The organism is Bradyrhizobium sp. 45 (genome assembly GCF_023073155.1).
In the GTDB taxonomy this organism is placed as follows: domain Bacteria; phylum Pseudomonadota; class Alphaproteobacteria; order Rhizobiales; family Xanthobacteraceae; genus Bradyrhizobium; species Bradyrhizobium canariense_D.
The window spans coordinates 99353-122686 of the sequence record NZ_JADPIX010000131.1 but is presented as its reverse complement, the minus strand read 5'-3'; the positions used below and the strand labels follow the sequence as shown (position 1 = coordinate 122686).

At 64.3% G+C, this 23334-nt stretch carries 23 protein-coding genes and 1 pseudogene; 17 read left to right on the top strand and 7 right to left on the bottom strand.

The window, feature by feature from the left end:
• Window positions 1-52: 52 nt before the first annotated feature.
• The 9 genes from IVB42_RS29890 (at window position 53) to IVB42_RS29850 (ending at window position 9918) form a co-directional block, all read left to right on the top strand.
• Window positions 53-1411 carry a histidine kinase gene (locus IVB42_RS29890; protein ID WP_026233990.1) on the top strand — a complete coding sequence of 453 codons (1359 nt, stop codon included), beginning with the start codon at window positions 53-55 and terminating at the stop codon, window positions 1409-1411.
• A gap of 153 nt (window positions 1412-1564) precedes the next feature.
• Window positions 1565-4084, top strand: coding sequence for a TonB-dependent receptor (locus IVB42_RS29885; RefSeq protein WP_018460278.1), 2520 nt, complete (start codon window positions 1565-1567; stop codon window positions 4082-4084).
• Between the two features lie 131 nt (window positions 4085-4215).
• Window positions 4216-4515, top strand: a complete 300-nt coding sequence (locus IVB42_RS29880; protein ID WP_085384859.1) for a hypothetical protein — start codon at window positions 4216-4218, stop codon at window positions 4513-4515.
• On the top strand, window positions 4512-4745 hold the full coding sequence (locus IVB42_RS29875; protein ID WP_018460276.1) for a hypothetical protein: 234 nt from the start codon (window positions 4512-4514) through the stop codon (window positions 4743-4745). The genes IVB42_RS29880 and IVB42_RS29875 overlap by 4 nt, the downstream gene beginning before the upstream one ends.
• A 169-nt stretch (window positions 4746-4914) precedes the next feature.
• A complete protein-coding gene (locus IVB42_RS29870) occupies window positions 4915-5082 on the top strand; it encodes a hypothetical protein (protein WP_162847266.1) in 168 nt (55 codons plus the stop codon).
• Window positions 5083-5142: 60 nt separating this feature from the next.
• Window positions 5143-5550, top strand: a complete 408-nt coding sequence (locus IVB42_RS29865; protein WP_018460275.1) for a hypothetical protein — start codon at window positions 5143-5145, stop codon at window positions 5548-5550.
• Window positions 5551-6413: 863 nt separating this feature from the next.
• Entirely contained in the window at window positions 6414-7877 is a 1464-nt protein-coding gene (locus tag IVB42_RS29860) for a GH1 family beta-glucosidase (RefSeq protein ID WP_085361044.1), read from the top strand.
• Window positions 7878-8025: 148 nt separating this feature from the next.
• A complete protein-coding gene (locus IVB42_RS29855; protein WP_247335377.1) occupies window positions 8026-9258 on the top strand; it encodes an acetyl-CoA C-acetyltransferase in 1233 nt (410 codons plus the stop codon).
• Window positions 9259-9615: 357 nt separating this feature from the next.
• Entirely contained in the window at window positions 9616-9918 is a 303-nt protein-coding gene (locus tag IVB42_RS29850) for an HU family DNA-binding protein (protein WP_007601427.1), read from the top strand.
• A gap of 70 nt (window positions 9919-9988) precedes the next feature.
• On the opposite strand, the gene IVB42_RS29845 is transcribed toward IVB42_RS29850, so the two are convergent.
• From IVB42_RS29845 to IVB42_RS29825, 5 genes are all read right to left on the bottom strand, one after another.
• The gene (locus IVB42_RS29845; protein ID WP_247295101.1) at window positions 9989-10144 is read right to left on the bottom strand and encodes a hypothetical protein; all 156 of its coding nucleotides are present in this window, start codon (window positions 10142-10144) and stop codon (window positions 9989-9991) included.
• Window positions 10145-10149: 5 nt separating this feature from the next.
• Complete coding sequence (gene lon, locus IVB42_RS29840; protein WP_247335373.1) at window positions 10150-12555, bottom strand: endopeptidase La; 2406 nt, start codon at window positions 12553-12555, stop codon at window positions 10150-10152.
• An 8-nt stretch (window positions 12556-12563) separates the two neighbouring features.
• Window positions 12564-12947 (bottom strand): Hsp20/alpha crystallin family protein, encoded by a 384-nt coding sequence (locus IVB42_RS29835; RefSeq protein WP_007601432.1) that lies wholly within the window; start codon window positions 12945-12947, stop codon window positions 12564-12566.
• A 154-nt stretch (window positions 12948-13101) separates the two neighbouring features.
• On the bottom strand, window positions 13102-13668 hold the full coding sequence (locus IVB42_RS29830; protein ID WP_085384836.1) for a ferritin-like domain-containing protein: 567 nt from the start codon (window positions 13666-13668) through the stop codon (window positions 13102-13104).
• Window positions 13669-13768: 100 nt separating this feature from the next.
• Window positions 13769-13975, bottom strand: a complete 207-nt coding sequence (locus IVB42_RS29825; protein WP_007601434.1) for a hypothetical protein — start codon at window positions 13973-13975, stop codon at window positions 13769-13771.
• Window positions 13976-14064: 89 nt separating this feature from the next.
• Between IVB42_RS29825 and IVB42_RS29820 the strand changes: the two genes are divergently transcribed.
• From IVB42_RS29820 to IVB42_RS29810, 3 genes are all read left to right on the top strand, one after another.
• On the top strand, window positions 14065-14691 hold the full coding sequence (locus tag IVB42_RS29820) for a MarC family protein (protein WP_247335370.1): 627 nt from the start codon (window positions 14065-14067) through the stop codon (window positions 14689-14691).
• A 158-nt stretch (window positions 14692-14849) separates the two neighbouring features.
• The gene (locus IVB42_RS29815) at window positions 14850-15503 is read left to right on the top strand and encodes a class II aldolase/adducin family protein (protein ID WP_198957640.1); all 654 of its coding nucleotides are present in this window, start codon (window positions 14850-14852) and stop codon (window positions 15501-15503) included.
• A 12-nt stretch (window positions 15504-15515) separates the two neighbouring features.
• Window positions 15516-17303, top strand: coding sequence for a chloride channel protein (locus IVB42_RS29810; RefSeq protein WP_085361046.1), 1788 nt, complete (start codon window positions 15516-15518; stop codon window positions 17301-17303).
• 50 nt (window positions 17304-17353) lie between these two features.
• Here IVB42_RS29810 and IVB42_RS29805 read toward each other — a convergent pair whose 3' ends face one another.
• Window positions 17354-17611, bottom strand: a complete 258-nt coding sequence (locus IVB42_RS29805) for a DUF2798 domain-containing protein (RefSeq protein WP_085350586.1) — start codon at window positions 17609-17611, stop codon at window positions 17354-17356.
• Window positions 17612-17897: 286 nt separating this feature from the next.
• On the opposite strand from IVB42_RS29805, the gene IVB42_RS29800 reads away from it, so the two are divergent.
• The 5 genes and pseudogenes from IVB42_RS29800 to IVB42_RS29780 all read left to right on the top strand — a co-directional run bounded on the left by IVB42_RS29800 (window position 17898) and on the right by IVB42_RS29780 (window position 22082).
• A complete protein-coding gene (locus IVB42_RS29800) occupies window positions 17898-18287 on the top strand; it encodes a hypothetical protein (RefSeq protein WP_247335410.1) in 390 nt (129 codons plus the stop codon).
• Between the two features lie 1034 nt (window positions 18288-19321).
• Window positions 19322-19942, top strand: coding sequence for a TetR/AcrR family transcriptional regulator (locus tag IVB42_RS29795; RefSeq protein WP_345947075.1), 621 nt, complete (start codon window positions 19322-19324; stop codon window positions 19940-19942).
• Window positions 19943-19994: 52 nt separating this feature from the next.
• Window positions 19995-21187, top strand: a pseudogene (locus IVB42_RS29790) (MFS transporter).
• A gap of 136 nt (window positions 21188-21323) precedes the next feature.
• Window positions 21324-21734: a hypothetical protein gene (locus IVB42_RS29785; RefSeq protein WP_026233102.1), complete on the top strand. Its 411-nt coding sequence runs from the start codon at window positions 21324-21326 to the stop codon at window positions 21732-21734.
• Window positions 21735-21872: 138 nt separating this feature from the next.
• On the top strand, window positions 21873-22082 hold the full coding sequence (locus IVB42_RS29780; protein ID WP_018456179.1) for a hypothetical protein: 210 nt from the start codon (window positions 21873-21875) through the stop codon (window positions 22080-22082).
• Window positions 22083-22339: 257 nt separating this feature from the next.
• On the opposite strand, the gene IVB42_RS29775 is transcribed toward IVB42_RS29780, so the two are convergent.
• Entirely contained in the window at window positions 22340-23311 is a 972-nt protein-coding gene (locus tag IVB42_RS29775) for a LysR family transcriptional regulator (RefSeq protein WP_247298573.1), read from the bottom strand.
• Between the last annotated feature and the right edge of the window lie 23 nt (window positions 23312-23334).

The window sequence follows — 23334 nt, the reverse complement described above, 5'->3', positions numbered from 1 at the left end:
CGTTATCGGACAAGGGGCAGGCCAATCCTTCGCGGGGGCACGGGCGATACCAATGTGGCAAAATCTATCCTTGCGCGGGCGCATCAACCTGCTGCTGGCGCTGCTGCTGGCGCTGGGACTCGCCGTCAATATCGGCCGCCAGGTCGCGGAAGCCGGGCCGCGCGTGCAGGCCGAGGACCAGAGCGTGATCCGGCTCGCGCGCGAATTCATCGAGATGATCGTTGCGGATCTCAACGAGGCGCCCGATCCGGATGCCAGGCTGAACCAGATCGCACGCGACCTCAGCCGCCTGCGCCATGTCAGCATCGCGCTTCGGGACGAAGCCGGCCGTCCGCTGACGCAGCCCCGGACCGACGCCGATGACGACACCCGCGCGCCGCCGGCCTGGTTCGTCAGCCTGGTTCATCCCGAGCAGACCGCGGTGAGCGTGCCCGTCTCGATCCATGGCAAGCCGGGTTCGCTGCTGATCACCTCCCATCCCGATGACGAGATCGCCGAGATCTGGGACGCCATCGTGACCCAGCTCGAGGTCGGCTCGGTGATCGCGCTGGCGCTGTTCCTGGTGATGATGAATGTGATCGGCCGGGCATTGGCGCCGCTCCAATCCCTTGCGGACGTGATGGCCGAGCTCGAAGACGGGCGTTATCAGGCGCGCGTCGCGCCGGGCGGCGCGCCGGAACTCGCCGCGATCTGCACCAAGCTCAACCATCTTGCGGCAACGCTCAGTGACGCCATCGAGGACAAGCGGCGCCTCGCCGAGCGAACGGTGTCGCTCCAGGACGTCGAGCGCAAGGAGATCGCGCGCGAGCTCCATGACGAGTTCGGGCCATACTTGTTCTCGCTACGCGCGCATGCCAGCGCGCTGGCGAAGCAGGCGGACGGACGCGCCCCGAATGCGGAGGCCGTGCGAAAACACGGCAGTGCCATGCTGGAGCAGATCAACGCGCTTCAGCAGTTCAATCGCCGCGTGCTGGAGCGCCTCCGGCCAGTCGGCCTGGCCGAGTTCGGCCTGCGCCAGGCGCTGGAATCGCTGTCGCGGCTGTGGCGGGAGTCGCATCCCGATGTCACCATCGAGACCGTGATCTCGCCGGCGCTTGGCGTCACCGGGGAGACCGCCGACCTCACCATCTACCGCATCGTGCAGGAGGCGCTCACCAACGTGTTCCGCCACGCCGGCGCGACCTCGGTTAACGTCGTCATCGAGCCGGTGGCGGAGGCGGCAAGCGACGGCCGCAGCTGTGCCCGGGTGCGGGTCAGCGACAATGGCCGCGGCATGGAGCCCGGCCAAAAGCTCGGCTTCGGGCTCGTCGGCATGCGCGAGCGGATTCTCGCGCTGGGCGGCACGCTCAACGTCGTCTCGGGTGACGGTGGTCTGACCGTAGAGGCCCTGGTCCCGACGGCAGCGGCCTGATCGCGTCGGGAAAAATTCCCGATTTGGTCGGGAAATTTGGTGCGATACGGCCCGACCTTTTGTGGCTGGCGCACGCATTCCTGCCGATTACACTCGTCTCGACCAACCGGGGGAAGATCAAAACAGTCGGTGGTCACGGATGGGAAGGCTGGGATGGGCGATCGTGTTTGGTTCAAGCGTTTTCGGTTCAAGCCTATTGGGTTCAAGCCTCTTGGGTTCAATCGTCGTTTGTTGATCGCCTTGGTTTCGACCGGGCTGCTCTCCGTCTTCGCGATCCCCGCGGGGGCCGCGCAGGACGAGGAAACCAACGTCCAGAACCTGCCGCCGGTCGAGGTGACGGCGCCGCCGCGGTCAACGGCGCGGCGCACCGCGTCATCGCGTCCGGTCGCGCACATCGGAGCGCCGTCATCCGCCAGCCCCAAGACGCGCCTCTACGTCTATCCGACCGCGCCGGGTACCGGCAGAGGTCTTGACGTCGACAAGGTCCCCTCGGCGATCAACGCCGTCGACGCCAGCCAGATCAAGCGCACCGGCTCGCTGAACATCACCGACGCGCTTCGCGACAACATCGCCGGCGTCAACATCAGCGAGGTTACCGGCAATCCATTTCAGCCGGATGTCGAATTCCGCGGCTTCGTTGCCTCGCCGGTGACGGGCACGCCGCAAGGCCTCGCTGTGTATCAGAACGGGGTTCGCATCAACGAGGCCTTCTCCGACGCCGTCAACTGGGACCTGATCCCGACCGCGGCGATCCGGTCGGTGACGCTCGTGACCAACAATCCCGCCTTCGGCCTCAACGCGCTGGGCGGCGCGATCAATTTGCAAATGAAGGACGGTTTTACCTATCAGGGCGCGGAGCTTGATCTCATGGGCGGCTCGTTCGGCCGCATTCAGGGCTCGGCGCAATGGGGCAAGACGGTCGACAAGAACTACGGCGTCTATGCCGCGCTCGAAGGCCTGCACGACAACGGCTTCCGCAATTTCTCCCAATCGGACGTGCGGCGCTTCTACGGCGACGTCGGTTACAAGGCGGGCGACAGCGAATTCCACGCCAACATGGGCGTCGCCAAGAACGATTTCGGCGCCAACGCCACCGTTCCCGCCGAGCTGCTCGACAAATATTGGGGCGCGACCTACACGACCCCGCAGACCACTTCCAACCGCGTCGGCTATCTCAACCTGACGGGCAAGGTCGATGCGACGCCGACCTGGACACTCGAAGGCACCGCGCATGTGCGCAGGTACGAGCAGAAGCTCGTCGACGGCAATCCGACCGACGCGCAGGAATGCACTGACCCGGGGCTCGCTGGGCTTCTTTGCTTCGGCGACGGCGCCACACCGGCAAACGGCGTGAACGGCCTGCCGCTTGCCAATCCTTTCGCGTCCGGGACCATCCTCGGCGAGATCGACCGGAGCTCGATACGTTCGACCACCTTCGGCGTGTCGGGGCAGGCCACCAACACCGACCAGCTGTTCGGCCACGACAACCGCTTCGTGATGGGCGCGACCTATGACGCCAGTGTCACGCGCTATAACGCCACCGCCGAAATCGGCACGATCGGAGAAAGCTACGTCGTCAGCGGCGGCGGCCTCTTCCTGGGGCCGACTGGCGTACCTGATACCGTTGCCGGCCCTGTCTCGCTGCGGACCGTCAATCAATATAACGGCCTCTACGCAATGGACACGTTCAATATCACGGACGCCTTCGCCGTCACCGGCGGCGGCCGGTTCAACGTCGCGCGCATCACGCTGGAGGATCAGCTCGGGACCGATCTCAACGGCGATCACACCTTCACCCGCTTCAATCCGGTAATCGGCGGCACCTACAAGATCACGCCGGAGCTGACGGCCTACGCCGGCTATTCCGAGGCCAACCGCGTTCCGACGCCGCTCGAGCTCGGCTGCTCGGATCCAGCCCGTCCCTGTCTGATTGCCGCGTTTCTCGTCTCCGATCCGCCATTGAAGCAGGTCGTGTCCAAGACCGTGGAAGCGGGCCTGCGCGGCAGCAGGGAGCTGAACATCGGCACGCTCGGCTGGAAAATCGGCGGCTTCCGCGCCACCAATTACGACGACATCGTCGCCGTTCCCGCAGTCGGCCGCACCGGCTTCGGCTATTTCTCCAACGTCGGCCGTACCAGGCGTCAGGGGCTCGAAGCTGAGGTCAACATCAAGTCGCCCACGCTTCAGTTTCAGGCGAGCTACGCTTTCGTCGACGCACGCTATCTCGACGCTTTCGCGCTCGGTTCCGAAAGCCCGTTCAGGGATACTGTCACCGAGACCATTCAGGTGCTACCCGGCAACCAGCTCCCCGCGATCCCGCGCCATCGCGTCAAGGTCGGCATCGACTATGCCGTCACCGACGTGTGGAAGGTTGGCGGCAACGCGCTGTTCGTCTCCAGCCAATATCTGGTCGGCGACGAGTCCAACCAATATACGAAGCTGCCGTCCTACACCGTGTTCAACTTGCACACGTCCTACCAGGTGACCAAGAACGTCCAGCTCTACGGCAAGATCGACAATATCTTCGACAGGCGCTACGCGACCTACGGACAGTTCTTCGACCGCGAAGCCGTGCCCAACTTCACCAATGGCGGTGCCGAGTTCACCGACCCGCGCTCGCTCAGTCCGGCAAGGCCGCGTGCGTTCTATGCGGGGATGCGGGTGACGTTCTGATCTTGGCTCGGTAAGCCCGGGTTGGCGCCGCCCGGCATGGCGTGTCACGCCGGCTCTGCTCTACCTCAAGCCGATTGACTCATTGTTCATGTTTTGTTCTTATGCTGCTCGTCCAGCCAAGGGAGCGAGCCATGGACAACCGCATCAACGAAATCCGCAGGATCATCAGGGCGTTACGCGTCAGCATGCGTGAGGCCGAGGCGATCATGCATGAGCAGATCAACAGGGACGAGGACTGCAGCTTCGTCGCAGGCGAAGTCATGAAGATGCGCACGGTAATGAGCGGGCTCGTTCAGGAGCGGGCCGCGCTCGGAGACACCGACCCGATCGTCGTCGCCAGCCTGTTCGTTCCCCGCCGTCGGCCGATGCCATCGCGCGTCGGGGTTGAGAAGCGCAGCCTTGTTCCGCCGCGAAAGATGGCACGAGCATGAAGGGGGAGAGGCCGACCTACTTCTCCGACATGCAGGAGCCGCCGGAATTTCTGAAGGCGCTTCATCATGCGCGGCGCCTGTCCTGCCTCGAGGGTTGGTGCCGCATGCACATCGAGGCCATCCAGGTTGCGATTGATCAGTACGCGGAGGCGGCTCTCGGTAACCGGGAGTTCTTCCTCAATAAGCCGCACAGCATCGGTGGAAGTCGCAGCGGCGGCGACGTGCCGTGACAGCGGTGCGTGTCAGCGTATCGACCTTTTGACATCTCCGATGATCCCGCCCGCCGGCGAAGCTTGGCGTCGCGTTGTTTTTACCGATTGGAAACCATAGCGAATGATCCTAAAATTGTAACGAAACTGTTCGGCTGTCTCTGCGTCGGTTCGTCGGAGGGCCCGTCCGATGACAGAGCACCAGTTGAGAGAGCAGGAATTCCAGATCGCGCGGTACCGGCATTTGGAGCGCGAAGTGACCGATCCACTTGCCGCCTGTCTGCTTCACAGCATCATTGAAGACCTGGAGGCCGAGCTGCGCAGGAATAGCCCGGATTGGCTCGGGCCGCGCGATTAACGCTTTGTTAGCGCTGATCGTGTCGATATGCGCGAGGAAATACCAGGGGAGACTGCTCCCATGTTGAAGGACGGCACCTACGCCGCCTGGTACAAGACGCCGCTCGATCAGGGGACCGGGATCGTCCATATCGCAGACGGACAGATCTGGGGCTGCGACAGCCTGATGACCTATCACGGCTCTTGCAAGGTCGACGGCGATCGCTTCACCGCCACCGTGTCGACGAAGCGCCATACCGACGGACGCGCAACCGTGTTCGGCGTCGACGATGAGCTCACGCTGGACATCGAGGGAAACTGCCCGGGCAAGGTGGCGACCTACACGGCGACGGCAGCGCAAGCGCCGGGAATGATCCTCCAGGGTACGCTGATTCTGACGGAACAGCAGGCGCCCGCACCTGAACGAACCGGGCAGATGCCGCCGTTCAATCCCGACAAGCTGCCAAAGTTGCCGAAGCGCTCGCGCTGATCGCGGAAGCCCGCGCGCCACCGCGGCGGAAGGACCTCATGTCTGCTCCCGACCCAGGCAGACATTCCGCAATCCAGGCTCGCCAAGCAACGAGAACGGTCCCGTCGTTGGTCATGGCAACACCGAGCCAATTCATCCGCGCTGGATTCCCGCCGTCATCAAGCGATCACTGCGAATACGAAAGCTGATCTTCCGTGACGACTCGCTCGATTTTCTCCGACTTGCACTTGATGCGGTATCGGAGACGTCCATCGGACTCGATGGGCATATGCTGGACGATGGTGTAAATCATCGGTGGCTCAGTTGCGGCACGTCCTTGTGGGCCTTGGGGCTGGTGGCGAACGTCTTCATTCAGCTTGTAGGCATACGACATATATCTACCTCGAATTCACGGTGGCTCTGACGCGGGTCAGTCATTGTATCCCTGGCAGGACAGGCGCTTGGTCAAGCGGAAGAGGTTACCACAGTCTGATGCGGTCAAACCGCGTCATAAGTCAGTCGTTCTCTTGCTTGACCGGTGCAGACAGACAATCGCCCAGAGCGGAGCGGCGATGGCTGCAGCATACGCCATATTTGCGAAGTTTGGTCGTAATTTCCGAGCGGTATATGGCATTCTGTGAGCCTACGGGCCCTCGTATCGAGGGAACTGACAACTTCCTTGCCGGATTGGGCTGGAATTCGAATGACGGTGGGGCTGGTATTTCGGCTTTGGGGTAGCTCTGCCGACGATCGCCCTAGCCCCTTTCGGACAACTTTGTCGCATTCCGCAATCCTGCATCCTCGGCCCTCGGCTCGCCCGCTTCTCAAACGACCCGCGATTCGCCATGGTGCCACCGAAAGAGCATCACCCCGGAGCACGATCAATGTCGGACAAGGTCTCGCGTCGCCAGTTCGCCACGCTGGCGGGATTGTCCGCAGCCGGAATCGCCAATCCTCTCGAGGTCGCGGACGCCAAGCCCGCATCGCCGCCGCGAAACGTGGACGGTTTCCCCGCGGGCTTCGTCTGGGGCACGGCGACCTCGTCCTATCAGGTCGAGGGCGCGGTCAACGAGGACGGGCGAGGGGCCTCGATCTGGGACAAGTTCGTCCGCATCCCCGGCAAGATCGAGGATGGCTCGACCGGCGACCGCGCCAACGAGCACTATCACCGCTACAAGGAGGACATCGCGCTCATCAGGGAGCTCGGCTGCAAGGCCTATCGCTTCTCGGTGGCCTGGCCGCGGCTGTTTCCGGACGGCGACGGCAAGCCCAACCCGAAGGGACTCGATTTCTACAACCGCCTGGTCGACGAACTCCTCAAGAACGGCATCGAGCCGTGGCTGACGCTCTATCATTGGGACCTGCCGCAATCGCTCCAGGACCGGTTTGGCGGCTGGCGGTCGACGGAGACCTGCAAGATCTTCGGTGATTACGCGGCCTATGTCGCCGAGCACCTGACCGATCGCGTCAAGAACGTATTCACACTGAACGAGAGCGGTCGCTTCGTCTATTTCGGCTACGGCATCGGCATCGACGCGCCCGGCGTGACGCTGCCACAAGCCGAGGTCAACCAGATCAGGCACAACAGCGCGCTCGCGCACGGGCTTGCGGTGCAGGCGGTACGCGCCCATGGCCGCCGTGGCACCAGGGTGGGGCCGGCGGAGAACATCGATGCCTGTGCCCCCGCGATCGACACGCCGGAGAACGTCCGCGCCGCAGAGATCGCGCTGCGCGAAATGAACGCCGGCTATCTCAACGTCATCATGACGGGCCAGTACACCGACGCCTTCCTGAATTTCGCCGGGCGCGACGCGCCGAAATACACGGATGCGGAGCTGAAGATCATCTCCTCGCCGGTCGATTTCCTCGGCCTCAACATCTACGCGCCGCAGAACTATGTGGTGGCCTCCGACCAGGGCGCGGGCTTCATGCCGCTGCCGATCCCGAAATCCTTCCCGCACATGAATTCGGACTGGCTGCGCGTCGGCCCCGAGACGATCTACTGGGTGCCCAAGCTGGCGGCAAAGATCTGGAAAACGGACGCGATTTATATCAGCGAGAACGGCACCTCCGGCGACGACGTCGTGACGCCCGACGGCAAGATCTACGACACCGACCGCATCATGTATTTGCGCAACTACCTGGCCCAGCTCCAGCGCGCCACCGCCGAAGGCGTGCCGGTGCGCGGCTATTTCCTCTGGAGCCTGATGGACAATTTCGAATGGGTATTTGGGCTCAACAAGCGCTTTGGGCTCTACCACGTCAATTTCGATACGCAGGTGCGTACGCCGAAACTCAGCGCCAGCTTCTATCGCAACGTGATCGCGAAGAACGCAGCGGGGGTTTGATTGCTCTCCCTCGCCCCGCTCTTGCGGAAGGGCGACGAGCTTGGCTCGCGTTGAGAGGGCGGGGTGAGGCGGTTCCGCCAGCGCGCATTGACTCCCTTCGCCCGCTGATTCAAAACGCTTCCAACCGTTCAACAAGAGGATAATGCCAATGATCGACGCACTCATCATCGATGCCTGCCGGACCCCGCGGGGCGTTGGCAAGGCCGGCAAGGGGGCGCTCTCGGGCATTCATCCGCAGCAGCTGGGAGCAACCGTGCTGCGCGCGCTCGCGACGCGCACCGGCATCGACACCGCCGACGTCGACGACGTCATCTGGGGCTGCAGCGCGCAGGTCGCAACGCAAGGCGGCGATCTCGGCCGCATGTCGGCGCTGGACGCCGGCTACGACGTGCGCGCGAGTGCCGTAACGCTCGACCGCTTCTGCGGCTCCGGCATCACCGCCGTCAACATGGCCGCAAGCTCGATCATGTCGGGCACGGAGGACCTCGTCGTCGCCGGCGGCTGCGAGATGATGTCGATGGAAGGACGCCGCGGCGGCGGTCCGATGATGATGGACAACGGCAATCTGCGCCTGCGAGCGCGGCATCCGCAGTCGCATCAGGGCGTCTGCGCCGACGCGATCGCGACGCTGGAAGGCATCACGCGAAGGGACGTCGACGCGCTCGGCCTCGAAAGTCAGAAGCGTGCCGCGCATGCGATCGCGAACGGCCACTTCAAGAAGAGCCTCGTGCCGGTGCATCGCGAGGACGGCAGCCTCGCGCTCGACCATGAAGAATATCCGCGGCCGCAGACCACGATGGAAGGGCTGAGCGCTTTGAAGCCCGCATTCCCCGCAGTCGCCGACCATGCGCTCGACGACAGGGGCACGACCTATCGCGGCCTGATCCTGCAGAAATACCCCGACCTCGAGATCGACTTCATGCACCACGCCGGCAACTCGTCCGGCGTCGTCGACGGCGCCGCCGCGATCCTTCTGGCTTCGCCCGCTTACGCCAGGGCGCACGGCCTGAAGCCGCGCGCCCGCGTCGTCGCGATGGCGAATATGGGGGACTCGCCGACGCTGATGCTGAACGCGCCGGTGCCGGCGACGCGCAAGGTGTTGGCGAAGGCGGGGCTGACCATCGACGACATCGACCTGTTCGAGATCAACGAGGCCTTTGCCGTGGTTGCGGAAAAATACATCCGCGACCTCAAGCTCGACCGCGCCAAGGTCAACGTCAACGGCGGCTCGATCGCGCTCGGCCATCCCATCGGCGCCACCGGCTCGATCCTGATCGGCACCCTGCTCGACGAGCTTGAACGGCGCGACTTGAAGCGCGGTCTCGTCACCATGTGCGCGGCCGGTGGCATGGCCCCGGCCGTCATCATCGAACGTATCTAGCGCGAGCGAAGCTCGTCGCGCTCCCTAGAAATAAGGGAGAGAAAGTACCCGCGATCGCCACATCACGACGATCTAGGCTTATTTTCCAGGGTGAATCGCGACCGGACTCCGACAAAGAGGCCGGTCATCGCTTGTCGAAAGCATCGAATCAGCTTTAGCAAGGCTGCGTGCGGGCCTTTGAAACAAGGTAAAATCCGCTGCCTGAGGCTTCTCCCGCTCCGGAAGTGGCTAAAAAGCAGGGTTTTTTGCCACAGAGGGCCAAAAAAGCCCGTAAAACCCCGACAAAACTGTGCAGAAGGCTATAGGCCTTCACCGGTTGGTCTAATATGCAGCCGTCAACGAATCAGAGGAGACACGATGGCCACCCAAATGTCGAAATCGCAGCTGATCGAAAAGATCGCGACCACCACCGAGCTTTCCAAGCGTGACGTCAAGAGCGTCATGGAGACGCTGACCGACGTCGGTCACAAGGAGCTCAAGAAGAACGGCCTGTTCCTGGTGCCGGGCTTCGCCAAGTTCGTGGTCATCAAGAAGCCCGCCACCAAGGCGCGCAAGGGCACCAACCCGTTCACGGGCGAAGAGATGATGTTCAAGGCCAAGCCGGCCCGGAAGATCGTCCGCGCCCGCCCGGTCAAGGCCGCCAAGGACGCCGTGGGCTAACAACGCAAAGGCCCCCTCGAGCGAGGGGGCCTTTTGTTCGGGGCTGTCGCGAGGACTTGAGACGGAGGGCTCAACCCTTGCGGCGCTTCGCGCGGACCGGGATCGGCTGAAGCCGCGGTCCGGATGCCGCCAGCGCATCGCGAACCCCGTCTATGGCGCGATCGAGCAACTGGCGCAACCGCTGCGTCTTTCGCGATTGCTTCGCTTTTTCCAGCAGTTTCTTCATCGCATTCACTCCGCCGCTTCGACCTTGGCCTCGATTTTGGCCTCGGCCGGCTCGAGCGCCGCGGCGATGGCTTCGTCGACGCGCTCCAGCCAGATGAATTCGAGGTTGTCCCGCGCGCTCTGCGGGATATCGTCGTAATCTCGCTTGTTGCGCGCTGGCAGCATCACCCGCTTCAGGCCCGCGGCCGCGGCTGCCACCACCTTCTCCTTGATGCCACCGACCGGCAGCACCAGGCCGCGCAGCGAGATCTCGCCGGTCATGGCGGTGTCGCTGCGCACCGTGCGATTGGTGAGCAGGGACGTCAGCGCCGTGAACATCGCAACGCCCGCGCTCGGTCCGTCCTTCGGGGTCGCGCCTGCCGGCACGTGAACGTGGATGTCGCTCTTTTCGAACAGCTGCGGATCGATGCCGAGCTGCGTGGCCTTGCTCTTCACCAGCGTCATCGCAGCCTGCACGCTCTCGCGCATGACCTCGCCGAGCTGGCCGGTCAGGATCATGCCGCCGCGGCCTGATACCCGCGAGGCCTCGATGAACAGGATGTCGCCGCCGACCGGCGTCCAGGCCAGGCCAGTGGCCACGCCTGGAATGCTGGTGCGCTGCGCGATCTCGCCTTCGAAGCGCGGCTGGCCGAGCACAGTGCCGATGTCCTTTGGCGTCACGACGATCTTGGCAGCCGTGCCCTCGGCGACCTGCACGGCAGCATGGCGGAACAGCTTTCCGATCTCCCGCTCGAGGTTACGCACGCCGGCTTCGCGGGTGTAGCCCTTGACCACCAGCTTCAGCGCCTCCGGCTCGATCTCGGCCTGCTCGGCGGTCAAGCCGTTGGCCTCGAGCTGCCGGCGCACCAGATAGCGCTTGGCGATCTCCAGCTTCTCATCCTCGGTGTAGCCGGCGAGGCTGATCAGCTCCATGCGGTCCAGCAACGGACCCGGGATCTGGTCCAGCATATTGGCGGTCGCGATGAACACCACGCGCGACAGGTCGAAGGGCACGCCCAGGTAATTGTCCCGGAACGTCCCGTTCTGCTCGGGGTCGAGCACCTCCAGCATCGCGGCGGAAGGATCGCCCTGCACGCCGCGGCCCATCTTGTCGATCTCGTCCAGCATCATGACGCAGTTCCGGGCGCCGGCCTTCTTGATGCCCTGGATGATGTTGCCAGGCAGCGCGCCGATATAGGTGCGCCGGTGGCCGCGGATCTCGGCCTCGTCATGCACGCCGCCGAGGCTGACGCGCACGAAGGGACGGTCCATCGCGCGTGCGATGGACTGGCCGAGCGAGGTCTTGCCGACGCCGGGCGGTCCGACGAAGCACAGGATCGGCGCCTTGCCCTGCGGCGCCAGCTTGCGCACCGCCAGATATTCGATGATCCGGCTCTTGATCTTCTCCAGGCCAAAGTGATCGGCGTCGAGGATGCGGCGCGCTTCCTTGATGTCGATCGGCTTCTCCGCGGGCAGTGCCCACGGCAGCTCGATCAGCCAGTCCAGGTAAGTGCGGACCATGCCGGCCTCGCCGGCGGCCTCCGGCATGCGCTCGTAGCGGCGCAGCTCCTTCTTCGCATGTGCATCGGCCTCGGGCGGCATGTTGGCCTTGGCGATGGCAGCGGTCAGCTCGGCCACCTCGGCCGCCTTGCCGTCGCCTTCGCCGAGCTGGCGCTGAATGGTCGCCATCTGCTCGCGCAGGATCGCTTCGCGCTGCCGCTCGTCGAAGCTGGCGCGGGTCTGCTGGCCGATCTCGTTGCTGATGCGCAGCACCTCCAGCCGTTCGGCCAGATGCTTCGACACCTTCTCGACACGCAGAGCGAGGTCGATGGTCTCCAGCACCTCCTGCTTGTCCTGCGGCTTGATGTCCATGAACGAGGTCGCCAGGTCCGCCAGCGCGCCGGGCGCCGTGGTGCCCTGGAACATCGCGACCAGTTCGGGCGGCGCCTGCGGCAGCAGCTCGATCGCCTCGATGGCCTGGCGCTGCAGGTTCAGCCCGCGGGCCTCGATCTCGGGCGTGCTGGTGGTCGGCTCCGGAATCTGCTGGATCCGCGCGGCCGGGAACGGCGTCCCCGGCAGGAAGTCGAGGATGCGCGCGCGCTGCACGCCCTGGCAGACGATGTGATGGGTGCCGTCGGGCGCGGTGATGTAGCGCACGATGTTGGCGATGGTCGCGACCCGATAGAGGTCGTCCGGTCCGGGCTCCTCGGTCTCGGGGCTGCGTTGCAGGACGATGCCGACCGGTCGCTGCTCCCGCAGCGCCTGTTGCGCGGCGGCGACCGACTTCGGCCGCGCGATCGCGATCGGCGCGATGGCGCCGGGGAACAGCACCATTTCGCGCACGGGAATGATGATCAGCGCGTCTTCGGGAATCTTCACGTCGGAATTGCTCTGGGGATTGGTCGGTGCGGTATTCATTGGTTCGGTGGTCATGATCGACCTCAGGATTTGGCGAGGCGCAGCGCGACGCAGCCGTCCATCACGAAGCGGCTGATGGCGTAACGGCCAACGGGCAATGCAATGCGGCGCTCAAAACGCCCCTGCGGCAGTTCGAGCCGGTGGATGCGGGCGTTGCGAAGCTCTGGCGGAAGGGTGCGCTGGCCGGAGATGACGAGCACGCCGTCATGGATGACAGTCTCGACATTGTCGGGATTGACGCCGGGAAGCGCGACCAGGATCAGGAGCTCATGCTCGGTTTCGAGCACGTCGATCGGCGGCTCCCAGCAGGCTTCCTGCCGGCCGAACTGCTGGCGCAGCCGTTCGGCGCGGGTCAGCGAGTCCAAGGCTTCGGACAGCATCCAGTCGAGGGGATTTTTGGGTTGCATGATGCGGGCTCGGCGGGTGAGGAACGCTGAATATGGGGCCGGTTCCCGAGAATTCCAGCCCGGCTGCGCGCAGGTGCCATGCGGATCGTGCGATCCGAAAACAAGCGCCGCGGCCTTCCGGGCCGCGGCGTTCCGTCGTCACCCTATGTGTGCCTCAGGCCGCCTGGCGGTATTCCTCTTCCGCCTCGAGGTTGATCACGGAGGTGGCGAGCTCGGTCAGGGCGTGATCGGTCGCCTCTTCCTCGTCCAGCGTCGCCTGCAGCAGCTTTGCCGCGTCCTGCATGCCGAGCTCCTCGGCCCAGGTGCGCAGCGTGCCGTAGCGGGAGATTTCGTAGTGCTCGACCGCCTGCGCGGCTGCGAGCAGGCCGGCGTCGAGCGCAGGCGCGTTCTTGAACTCCTTCATGATCTCGGCACCTTCGTCGGTGATGCCGTTGATCGCTTCGCAAGGCTTGCCGCGGGCCGGCTTGCCCAGCATCTTAAAGATCTGGTCCAGACGTTTGACCTGGCCCTGGGTCTCGCGCAGATGCTTGTTGAAAGCCGCCGCGAGCTCCTTCGAGTTGGCAGCCTTGGCCATCTTGGGCAGGGTCTTGATGATCTTGTTCTCGGCGAAATAGATGTCCTTGAGCGTCTCCAGGAATAGGTCGCTCAACATCTTCGGCGCCTGACGGGCGCGGCCCGTCGACGATTTCTTGCTTGTGCGCTTCTTTGCTCGTTTTGCCATACATCCTCCTCTTGAGGTGACGCGCGAAGGCATCGCCTTCCGCAATCCTCAGGCGATCAAAAGCTTTCGGAGAACGAAAGTTCCAAACTGCAGCCTGCGCTCAGGTCGGGCGCTTGTAGGGATCTTCCTGCCGCTGCCGCGCCTCGGTGTTGCGGTCGAGCTGCGCGCGCTCGCGGCGCCGCAGGCGCCCCGCCTTCGCCACGCCGTAGACGAGGACCGCACCGAGCACGAAGGCACCGATGAACCAGAGCCAGAGCAGGTTGCCCGAAAGGTGACCCAGCAACATTCCAATTCCACTGTCACTCATTGTGCATCTCCGGTGATTTTCAAAGCGGTTCTATCGGGCTAAGTCAGTCCGCCAGCCATCGTTCCTGCGTCCAGGGAGCCCACCGAGACATGATCGACTTCACCCTGTCCGCGTTCGTGACGCTGCTGCTCGTGGTCGATCCGGTGGGCCTTGCGCCGGCCTTCCTCGCTGCGACCGGAGGCATGCCCGACAAGACCATGCGCACCATCGCGCTGCGTGCGCCGCTGATTGCGGCGTCGATCCTGGTGGTGATCGCCCTGATCGGAAACTGGCTGCTGCGCCAGCTCGGGATCGGCATCCCCGCCTTCCAGATCGCCGGCGGGCTGCTGCTGTTCGGCGTGTCCTACCAGATGATCTTCGGCGACCGTCCGCATCGCGAGGCCCGCGAGGCCGATAAGGCAACCTCGGAGCATGCCTCCGACGTCGCGGTATTCCCGCTGGCGATCCCGATGATGGCCGGTCCCGGCGCGATCGCGACCACGCTGCTCCTGACCGGCGATGCCGGCTACGGACCGAGGCTCGCGATCATCATCGCGGTCGTGCTCGCCGTGTGCCTGCTCTGCATGCTCTGCTTTGTCTCCGCGAACATGATCGCGCGGAGCCTCGGGCGCACCGGCAACGCCGTCCTCTCGCGCGTGCTCGGCATGCTGCTCGCGGCCTATTCGGTGCAGTTCGTGATCAACGGCATCGCTGCGGTCCGGGCAAGCTTGCCGTAGAGCTGCGACAATCTGTTAATGCGTTGATTTTCATGTTTATTCCATGATGCCATGAGGCGGCTGGCGGGATCGCGCGCGATCCGGTCCGCTTTCTCTTGCGCTGCCATATTGCTTGACGTACTCCCCGTCTGACAGGCGCCCATCGTCAGGAAATCGAGATGTCGATGACAGCGGACGAGCTCGACAAGAGACAGGCCATCATCGGCGCCTGCCGCCGCATGAATGCGCTCGGCATCAACCAGGGCACCTCGGGCAATATCAGCGTCCGGCATGTGGACGGGCTTCTGGTCACCCCGACCAGCGTGCCCTACGACGCCATGACGCCGGACCAGATCGTGTTCATGACGATGGACGGCTCGCACGCGCCCGATCAGAAGCCGTCCAGCGAGTGGCGCTTCCACCTCGACATCCTGAAGGCCCGGCCAGACGTCGACGCCGTCGTCCACGCCCATCCGACCTATTGCACCATCCTGGCGATCATGGGCCTGGAGATCCCGCCCGTGCACTACATGATCGCGGCCGCCGGCGGCGACAGCATCCGCTGCGCGCCCTATGCCACCTTCGGAACGGCGGAGCTGTCCGAACATGCCGTGCGGGCGCTGGAGGGCCGACTTGCCTGCCTGCTCGACCATCACGGCATGATCGCGATCGGCAAGTCGCTGGACAAGGCGATGTGGCTCGCGGTCGAGGTCGAGACGCTGGCGCGGCAATATCACGGCTGTCTCCAGATCGGAGAGCCGCCGCTGCTGTCGAGCGCCGAGATCGAGCGGGTCCGCCAGCGCATGTCCGGTTACGGCATGTCGGAAGGGTAGGGCGGACAGAACGTGTTCCTGCGGATCAGACATCTCGCCGACCGCAAGGGGACGAACCGCATCATGGTTCGGCTGCGGGCGCTGCTACGCAGCAACGAATTCTATCTGATCCCGCTGGCGCTGGTGATCGGCACGCTCGCCGGCGCCATCGTGACGCTGATGGCCGAGATTGCGCAGATTGCCCACATGGTGATCTACGGCATTCCCATCGACGTCCGCCTGTCCGCCAATACCAGCGTCAGTCCGTGGGCCGCGCTGATCGCGCCCGCGCTGGGCGGGTTGGTGCTTGGGATCATGGAGTGGTGGCGGCGACGGCTCAAGCTCTCCAGCGCGGTCGATCCGATCGAGGCGAACGCACTGCGCGGCGGCAATCTGTCGATGCGCGACAGCGTGGTGGTGTCCAGCCAGACGCTGATCTCGAACGGCTGCGGCGCCTCCGTCGGCCTCGAGGCCGGCTATACCCAGATCGGCTCGGGTATCGCCTCGTTGCTCGGCAAGTTCTTCAATCTGCGCCGCAACGATCTGCGCCTGATCGTCGGCTGCGGTGCCGCTGCGGCGATCGCGGCGGCCTTCGGTGCACCGATCACGGGCGCCTTCTACGCCTGCGAGCTGATCGTCGGCGTCTACTCGGTCGGCAGCGCGGCGCCGATCCTCGCCGCCTCGCTCGCGGGCGCCCTGACCGCGCAATGGCTCGGCGGCGCGCCATACTCGCTCGAAATACCCAAGGTCAGCGCCGTCGGCGTCGAGCAATATCTCGCGCTGATCGGTCTCGCGCTCGTCACCAGCGGTGTCGGCATCGCCGTGATGCGCTCGTCCTCGATGTTCGAGCGCCTGTTCAAATGGCTGCCGGTCTGGTTGCGCCCGGTGATCGGCGGCCTCATCGTCGGCGGTTTTGCGATCGTCACGCCGCAGGTGCTGGCGGCCGGCCACGGCGCAATGGTGCTCGATCTCTTTCACGACATGACGATCGGCCTGATCGCGCTGATCATCGCCTTGAAGGTGACGGCCTGCCTGATCTCGCTCGCCTCCGGTTTCCGCGGCGGCCTGTTCTTTGCCTCGCTGTTCGTGGGCAGCCTGATCGGAAAGTTCTTCTCCGCGGTGCTGCTCTTGATCAGCCCGAACTTCGTGATCGATCCGCTGGTCGCGATGCTGACGGGCATGGCGACGCTGGGCGTCGCCATCGTCGGCGGTCCCTTGACCATGTCGTTCCTCGTGCTCGAGATGACCCGCAACGTCGACGTTACCGCCGTGGTGCTCGCCGGCTGCATCGTCACCTCGATCTGCGTCCGCTTCATGTTCGGGCACTCCTTCTCGACCTGGCGCCTGCATCTGCGCGGCGAGACCATCCGCAGCGCCAACGACGTCGGCTGGCTGCGCAACCTCACCGTCGAGCGGCTGATGCGCTCAGATGTTGGCAAGGTGCCGTCGACCACGACGATCGCCGCGGTCCGCCGCGAATTCGCGCTGGGCTCGCGGCCCGGGATCGTCATCGTCAACAATGCGGACGAATATGTCGGCCTTGTCCTGCTGCCCGACCTGTTCTCGGGCGACCTCGACACCATCGCCGACGAAATCCAGGTGATCGAGCTCGCGCGCCTGACCGAGATCGTGCTGATCCCGGAAATGAACGTGAAGTCGGCGATGGCGGTGTTCGACGAGGCGGAGGCCGAGATGCTGGCGGTGGTCGATTCCACCGACAGCCGCAAGGTGGTCGGCTTCCTTACCGAGACCTTCGCCCGCCGCCGCTATGTCGAGGAGATCGACAAGGCGACGCGCGGCGTACTCGGCGCGCTGTCGTAAGGTCACGCGGAAGCGGGACGGCGTGCGTCATGCGCCGCCGTCCGCGCCTGCTATCGGCCTGGCTGCAAGGGAGCAGCGACGACGCTAGCCACGATCCGGCGGACCAGTGGCAGCACCATCAGCAGCGTCGGAAAGGCGACGAGCCATGACAGCGCCCAGGCGCCCGGCCAGGTCGCGAGGAACGCCGGCGTTGCGCCGAGGCTTCGAAGGGTGGAAATGACCGACACCACGGCTGTCATGAGGATGGACAGCACAAATGGCATCACGATCGACGCATAGCGCGCCGGCAGTTTGCGAACCGCAATCATCTGGTTTCTCTTGGAATAAGACGCGTCAGTCACGGTGAACCCAAGAATGGCATCGATCCCGACGGCGTCGGTTGATGCGTTGGTTCACGTAAAACGCTTACGGCGACCGAAAGACGGTGCGCCTGTTCATTATCCGCTCATGTTGGATGGTTCAAGCTGGATCTGGACGTTCGATCTACAATCGTTCAACGCGTGGCAGATTGCCGCGATCACGAAACCATTTCAGTGGTTTGGACGTTTAGTCTTGTTTGATTATGTCGCTTCGAGCGAGAACAGGAAGGTCAAGATGAATAAAGGACCGATGATTTCCGCAGCCGGCCGCAGCGTTGGGCTGGCAGCTTTCGCAAGTCTTGTTCTGATGACGGCCCCGATCACCCCTTCGGCTGCCAACTCGCCCGCGCCCACCAAAGCCGCTGCCGCGGGCTCGGTCGCTCCGGCTGCCACCGATTTCAGCGCGGCTCGCCGCCACCACTATTATCGGCGAGGTCCGAACGCTGCAGGCCTCGCTTTCATGGGCGTGGCGGCAGGTCTGATCGGCGGCGCGATCGCAGAGAGCAGGCGCCAGGAGTACTACGAGGACCGCTATAATTACGGTCCCGGTCCTTACTACGGCGGCCAGAGATATTACGGCGGCGGTCCCTACTATGGTCCGCGTGGCTATTATCAGCCGTATTAGGCGCCTGTCCTCGCCGCAGTCTCGTTCTCGCCAATGGGCGGTGTTTTGCACCGCCCCTTGTTGCTTCTGCGCGAGGCGTCTCATTGCGCGACCTGTGTCGCGGGCGCGTCAATCCCCTCCAGAAAAAAAGATTCCGCTTTACCGAAATTCGGAATTGGCGTATGTGTCGCCCATCCCGGCTCATCCTTGAGGGGCGATCTTGTGGTCGTCATGTTCGCGAGCCGGGCTTGCGGTGGACGCGGCAGCGTTCGGGTGCGAGAGGCCAAGGGCAGGGCGGATTGCTCTCCGTGAGCCCAAGGCTTCGTTCCGACGAGCGGCGCTGCTAGGCTTCGTCTCGTCTGTAAGTTTCCGGCTCCGTCGACAGGGCTGGAAAAACTGCGGCGAAATGGCGAGCCGTGCGTACGGCAAAACCGTGTGGTCCTGGCCGTCGTTGCTACGGTCAAGCCCTGGCGAATGCGGCATCCGCGTCAACCGGCGCGGTGCCGGTGACTTTCGTTGGGGCGAGGGAGGCCAAAGAGAACTCGGCTCCCGAGAGAGCACGGCATAAGCCGTCCAACCATCGCGCAGGGAAGGCCGAGTGATTGGCTACACCTGTATGCTGCTGTGCGGTTTTCCTGCGTGTGCTTTTCGCGCAGCGGACCGCGGGTGCCAGCCGGCACCCGGCCTTCCCTGCGCCCTCTTGGACAAGAGGGTGGAGCGATCAAGCAAAGCTCGGGCGAAATCAGCCGCGAGGATGAGAAGGCATGTCTGCAAGTTGAAATGTGCGCAGGACCGCGATGTGGCCTGCGCCGTGGCGATGCCCGGCAGTCAGGCGTAACAACCTCAAATGTCGTCGTGGCTAAGGCCAGGACCATACCGCGAGGTCTATCGATTTAAGGCGGTATCAATCCCACCGAACGAATGTCCGCCCAACCCCTTCCCTGGGATAATGGGTCCTGGCCTTGGCCAGGGACGACGCCGGAGTTAGTGGCCCTACCGCCCCAATCACAACCAAGTGTCTTTGTTTGGAAACAAACATTCCCTATTATCCCGCAATGCAAAAAGCGGCCCGCAAATCCAGCTCCGTCGCCCGTTCGCCCGGCCGTCCGCGGGAGTTCGACATGGACACCGCGCTCGACAGGGCCGTCCGCGTGTTTTCCGAGCGCGGTTATCATGCCACGTCGATCGGCGATCTCACCGCGGCGATGCGGCTGGCGACGGGCAGCGTCTACAAGGCGTTTCGCGACAAGCATGCGGTGTTTCTCGCCGCCTTCGAGCGCTACGCCGCGCTGCGCCAGGAGCAGACGCGCAGCGCGGCGGCAAAAGGCGCCAATGGCCGCGAGCGGCTGCGCAACATGCTGCTGTCGTATGTAGAGCATTCCCAGGGCAGCGAGGGGCGGCGCGGCTGCCTCGTGGTCGGCAGCGCGGTCGAATTGTCCGCGGTCGATCCGGTGGTCGCCGCCCTCGTCAGCGCGCGGCTCGAGACCAACGAAGGCTTCATCGCCGGCCTCATTCGCGAGGGGCAGGCCGACGGCTCGATTCCCCGCCATGTCGCCGCCGCCGACACCGCGCGCCTGATGATCTGCATCACGCAAGGCCTGCGCGTGGTCGGCAAGGCGGGCCTTTCGCTCGACGGCAAGCGCCTGGTCGCCGTCGCGATGAAGCTGCTCGCCTGAATTTTTTGTCATATTAGGAAACGACCGTTTCCGATATCTGGAGAGCCTGTGAATGACGATGAATGCCACGATCGAGACCGCGCCGGATCCGGATGCGGTGTCGCAGCGACTGACCTTCGTGCTTGCCGCGGCCTGTGGCATGGTCGCCGCCAACATCTATTACGCCCAGCCGCTGATCGCCCCGATCAGCGCCGCGCTCGGCCTGTCGCATGAAGCGGCGGGACTGATCGTCACCATGACGCAGATCGGCTACGGCGTGGGGCTTCTCTTCATCGTCCCGCTCGGCGACCTCGTCGAGAACCGTACCCTGATTTGCTCCGTCATCACGCTCGGCGCGGCAGCCCTGCTCGCCGCGGGCTTCGCGTCCCACGCGCTGCCCTTCCTGATCGCCGCGTTGTTCATCGGACTCGGCTCGGTCGCGGTGCAGATCATCATTCCCTATGCCGCGCATCTTGCGCCGGCAGCCATTCGCGGCCGCTTCGTCGGCAATGTCTCGACCGGCCTGATGCTCGGCATCATGCTGGCGCGGCCGGTGTCGAGTTTCGTCACGGCGATGCTGTCGTGGCATGCAGTGTTCTTCTGCTCGGCCGCGTTGATGATCGTGCTCGCAGCGGTACTCTGGATGACGCTGCCGAAGCGCAGGCCGGTCGCGCGGATGCATTACGGCGAGTTGCTGCTGTCGATGCTCCATCTGGTGCGGACCACGCCGCTGCTGCGCCGCCGCGCGCTGTACCAGGCCAGCCTGTTCGGCGCATTCAGCCTGTTCTGGACCGTGACGCCGCTGCTGCTCGCGAGCGAATTCGGCTTCACCCAGCGCGGCATCGCGCTGTTCGCGCTTGCCGGTGTCGCCGGCGTGTTCGCAGCCCGATCGCGGGACGGCTTGCCGATCGCGGTCATAGCCGCATGGCCACACTGGTCGCGCTGCTACTCGCGGCCGTAGGATTCCTGATTACGCATGTCGGCGCGCCCGGATCGGTGCTGAACCTCGCCTGCCTGGTCGTGGCTGCGATCGCGATCGACATCGGCGTGCAGGGCAACGTCGTGCTCGGCTTCCGCGCGATCTTCGCGCTGGGGCATGAGCACCGCAGCCGCCTGAACGGTCTCTACATGGCGACCTTCTTCACCGCGGGCGCGGCGGGCTCGGCGGTCGGCGCGTGGGCGTTTGCACAAGGCGGCTGGACGCTCGCATCGGCCTTTGGCCTCGCGCTGCCCGTCGCAGGCCTGGTCTATGCGGCCACCGAGTAGGGGCTGGTTGCTCCAATTAGCGATCCGGCCCGTTTACCAAGGCCGCCGGGTCGGCAATTTCCACCTCGCAGTTTCCCTGCCGCTGTAGTACTTTGGTCGCAAGCGAGCCTGGTTAACGGGCGGCAGGGGGAGGCTGATGAGGCGTGCGGGGCTGGTTGGCGTACCGCGGGTACGACCATGGTCGTGGCAGGCGTTTCTGCTTGGATTCATCGTTGTCGCAATGTCGGCTGCGCTCCAGGGCGGCTGTGTCGCGCTCGGCGCAAAACTCTATTTCGCGGCGTTCCTGCCCAGCCTGTTCGTGCTCGGCATTATTGCGGGCGCACCGGCGGCGGCGTTCGCCGCACTACTCACCATTCCGCTGGTATGGTGGGCATTCATGCCGCCCTTCTTCGAGTTCAATTCGCTGACCAGCGCGCATGCCGATTCCATCAAGCTGTTCTGCCTGCTCGCCGTGCTGGTGATCGGCCTTGCCGATCTCTGCCGCGAGATCATCAGCCGCGGTGGGTTGAAGCCGCGGGGCGAGAGCGCGGCGACGAATTCGCAATAGATCGGCCTTGTGCGGCCGCGCACGTTGCGCGCGGGCAACAGTCCGGAAACCATTCGCACGCTTGCTGTGCGGCGCTAACTTTTCGAAAAAGATTTGGCCGCAATTTCTCCCTCGGGAATGACGAGGGAGTTTTCGGACATGAACGGCCAAATCACCGGTCACGCCATCTTGGAGAACGTGCGCCGCTACCGCGGTATCGCATCGCTCTATCGCCAGACCGCTGCATTCCGCCCGGACCAGAGCTGGTCGCTGCTCGAGCAGGCGAAGGATTGGGAAGCGCGGGCGCTGCTGGAGCTGGAAGCCTATTTCGCCGCGCGGATGGACTACGCCCCTACACGCGCGGCCTGATCGTTAACCATCGGCGCGGCCTTGCGCAGGCCCGCCGAAGGGCCGGTCGTCGGGTCGTGCACGGAAAACACGGGGCGATTACGGAGTTATCTCGTCGCCCGTCTGTGCTAGCAACGTCCCGACCGAGACATCCCAATTCGGCCGGGGCAAGCGATGACCACCTTCAACCGCATCTTCACGACCGAGCGCCTGCTCCAGATCATCGTCATTCTCGCGGCTACGGTCGCGATGAAGCTGATGGGCTGAATTTCGACGGGCTATCGCGCGCCGAATTCGGGCACGTCGGGAAGATAGTTCGACCCCTCCGATCCCAAGAAATCGAACATCGCCTGCGCCGGCGGCAACAGCACCTTGTCGCTGCGGCGGATCACGTACCATTGCCGCACGATCGGCAGGCCCGCGACGTCGAGCACGATCAGCCGGCCCTCGGTGAGCTCGTGCGCCACGGTGTGGGCCGAGATGAAGGCGATGCCGAGCCCGGCGATGACCGCCTGCTTGATGGTCTCGTTGCTGCTCATCTCCATGCCGATGATCGGCTCAAGATCCGACCTCTGGAACATGCCTTCCATCAGTGTCCGCGTCCCCGAGCCGGGCTCGCGGGTGAGGAAGGTCTCGTGCACGAGGTCGGTGAGGTTGAGGCCGGAATCCTTCTCCAGCCAGTGCCCCTTGCGCGCGACGATGATGTGCGGATTGCGCCCGAGCTGCCGGACGTCGACGCTGACATCGGCCGGTGGCCGACCCATCACCGCGAAGTCGAGGTCGTAGCCGTGCATGGCCCCGCGGATCTCCTCGCGATTGCCGACCGTGAGCTTGATCTCGATCTTCGGATACCGCTTCGAGAATGCCGCGATCGCGTGCGGCACGAAATATTTCGCGGTCGAGACCGCGCCGAGATGCACCGTGCCGCCGGTTCGCCCCGCAAGCAGGTCGAGCGAACCCTGGCAGTCCGCGATTGCGGCCTCGACGCGCTCGGCGAGCGCCAGCACCTCCTTGCCGGCTTCCGTCAGCAGCATGCCGTCGCCGGTCCGCTGAAGCAGCGGCAGTCCGGCGAGATCCTGCAGCTGACGCAATTGCTGGGTCACGGCCGGCTGCGTCAGGCCGAGCTGGGTCGAGGCTGCCGTGACGCTGCCTTTTGCCGAGAGCGCCGCAAGCGAGCGAAGCTGCCGGATCGTGAGATGCCGGAGCTGTGCCGTCGAATGGACATTATAAGATAATTCTTTGGCGCTCATTATGAATAGAAATTTTCCTTATT

What these genes read in the sequence shown, in the direction of transcription:
- IVB42_RS29775 (WP_247298573.1), bottom strand. Translation starts at nt 23,311, where the DNA reads ATGAGCGCCAAAGAATTATCTTATAATGTCCATTCGACGGCACAGCTC.
- IVB42_RS29815 (WP_198957640.1), top strand. Translation starts at nt 14,850, where the DNA reads ATGTCGATGACAGCGGACGAGCTCGACAAGAGACAGGCCATCATCGGC.
- IVB42_RS29875 (WP_018460276.1), top strand. Translation starts at nt 4,512, where the DNA reads ATGAAGGGGGAGAGGCCGACCTACTTCTCCGACATGCAGGAGCCGCCG.
- IVB42_RS29865 (WP_018460275.1), top strand. Translation starts at nt 5,143, where the DNA reads ATGTTGAAGGACGGCACCTACGCCGCCTGGTACAAGACGCCGCTCGAT.
- IVB42_RS29885 (WP_018460278.1), top strand. Translation starts at nt 1,565, where the DNA reads ATGGGCGATCGTGTTTGGTTCAAGCGTTTTCGGTTCAAGCCTATTGGG.
- IVB42_RS29795 (WP_345947075.1), top strand. Translation starts at nt 19,322, where the DNA reads ATGCAAAAAGCGGCCCGCAAATCCAGCTCCGTCGCCCGTTCGCCCGGC.
- IVB42_RS29830 (WP_085384836.1), bottom strand. Translation starts at nt 13,668, where the DNA reads ATGGCAAAACGAGCAAAGAAGCGCACAAGCAAGAAATCGTCGACGGGC.
- IVB42_RS29860 (WP_085361044.1), top strand. Translation starts at nt 6,414, where the DNA reads ATGTCGGACAAGGTCTCGCGTCGCCAGTTCGCCACGCTGGCGGGATTG.
- IVB42_RS29890 (WP_026233990.1), top strand. Translation starts at nt 53, where the DNA reads ATGTGGCAAAATCTATCCTTGCGCGGGCGCATCAACCTGCTGCTGGCG.
- IVB42_RS29870 (WP_162847266.1), top strand. Translation starts at nt 4,915, where the DNA reads ATGACAGAGCACCAGTTGAGAGAGCAGGAATTCCAGATCGCGCGGTAC.
- IVB42_RS29780 (WP_018456179.1), top strand. Translation starts at nt 21,873, where the DNA reads ATGAACGGCCAAATCACCGGTCACGCCATCTTGGAGAACGTGCGCCGC.
- IVB42_RS29835 (WP_007601432.1), bottom strand. Translation starts at nt 12,947, where the DNA reads ATGCAACCCAAAAATCCCCTCGACTGGATGCTGTCCGAAGCCTTGGAC.
- IVB42_RS29785 (WP_026233102.1), top strand. Translation starts at nt 21,324, where the DNA reads ATGAGGCGTGCGGGGCTGGTTGGCGTACCGCGGGTACGACCATGGTCG.
- IVB42_RS29825 (WP_007601434.1), bottom strand. Translation starts at nt 13,975, where the DNA reads ATGAGTGACAGTGGAATTGGAATGTTGCTGGGTCACCTTTCGGGCAAC.
- IVB42_RS29820 (WP_247335370.1), top strand. Translation starts at nt 14,065, where the DNA reads ATGATCGACTTCACCCTGTCCGCGTTCGTGACGCTGCTGCTCGTGGTC.
- IVB42_RS29855 (WP_247335377.1), top strand. Translation starts at nt 8,026, where the DNA reads ATGATCGACGCACTCATCATCGATGCCTGCCGGACCCCGCGGGGCGTT.
- IVB42_RS29850 (WP_007601427.1), top strand. Translation starts at nt 9,616, where the DNA reads ATGGCCACCCAAATGTCGAAATCGCAGCTGATCGAAAAGATCGCGACC.
- lon (WP_247335373.1), bottom strand. Translation starts at nt 12,555, where the DNA reads ATGACCACCGAACCAATGAATACCGCACCGACCAATCCCCAGAGCAAT.
- IVB42_RS29800 (WP_247335410.1), top strand. Translation starts at nt 17,898, where the DNA reads ATGAATAAAGGACCGATGATTTCCGCAGCCGGCCGCAGCGTTGGGCTG.
- IVB42_RS29805 (WP_085350586.1), bottom strand. Translation starts at nt 17,611, where the DNA reads ATGATTGCGGTTCGCAAACTGCCGGCGCGCTATGCGTCGATCGTGATG.
- IVB42_RS29880 (WP_085384859.1), top strand. Translation starts at nt 4,216, where the DNA reads ATGGACAACCGCATCAACGAAATCCGCAGGATCATCAGGGCGTTACGC.
- IVB42_RS29845 (WP_247295101.1), bottom strand. Translation starts at nt 10,144, where the DNA reads ATGAAGAAACTGCTGGAAAAAGCGAAGCAATCGCGAAAGACGCAGCGG.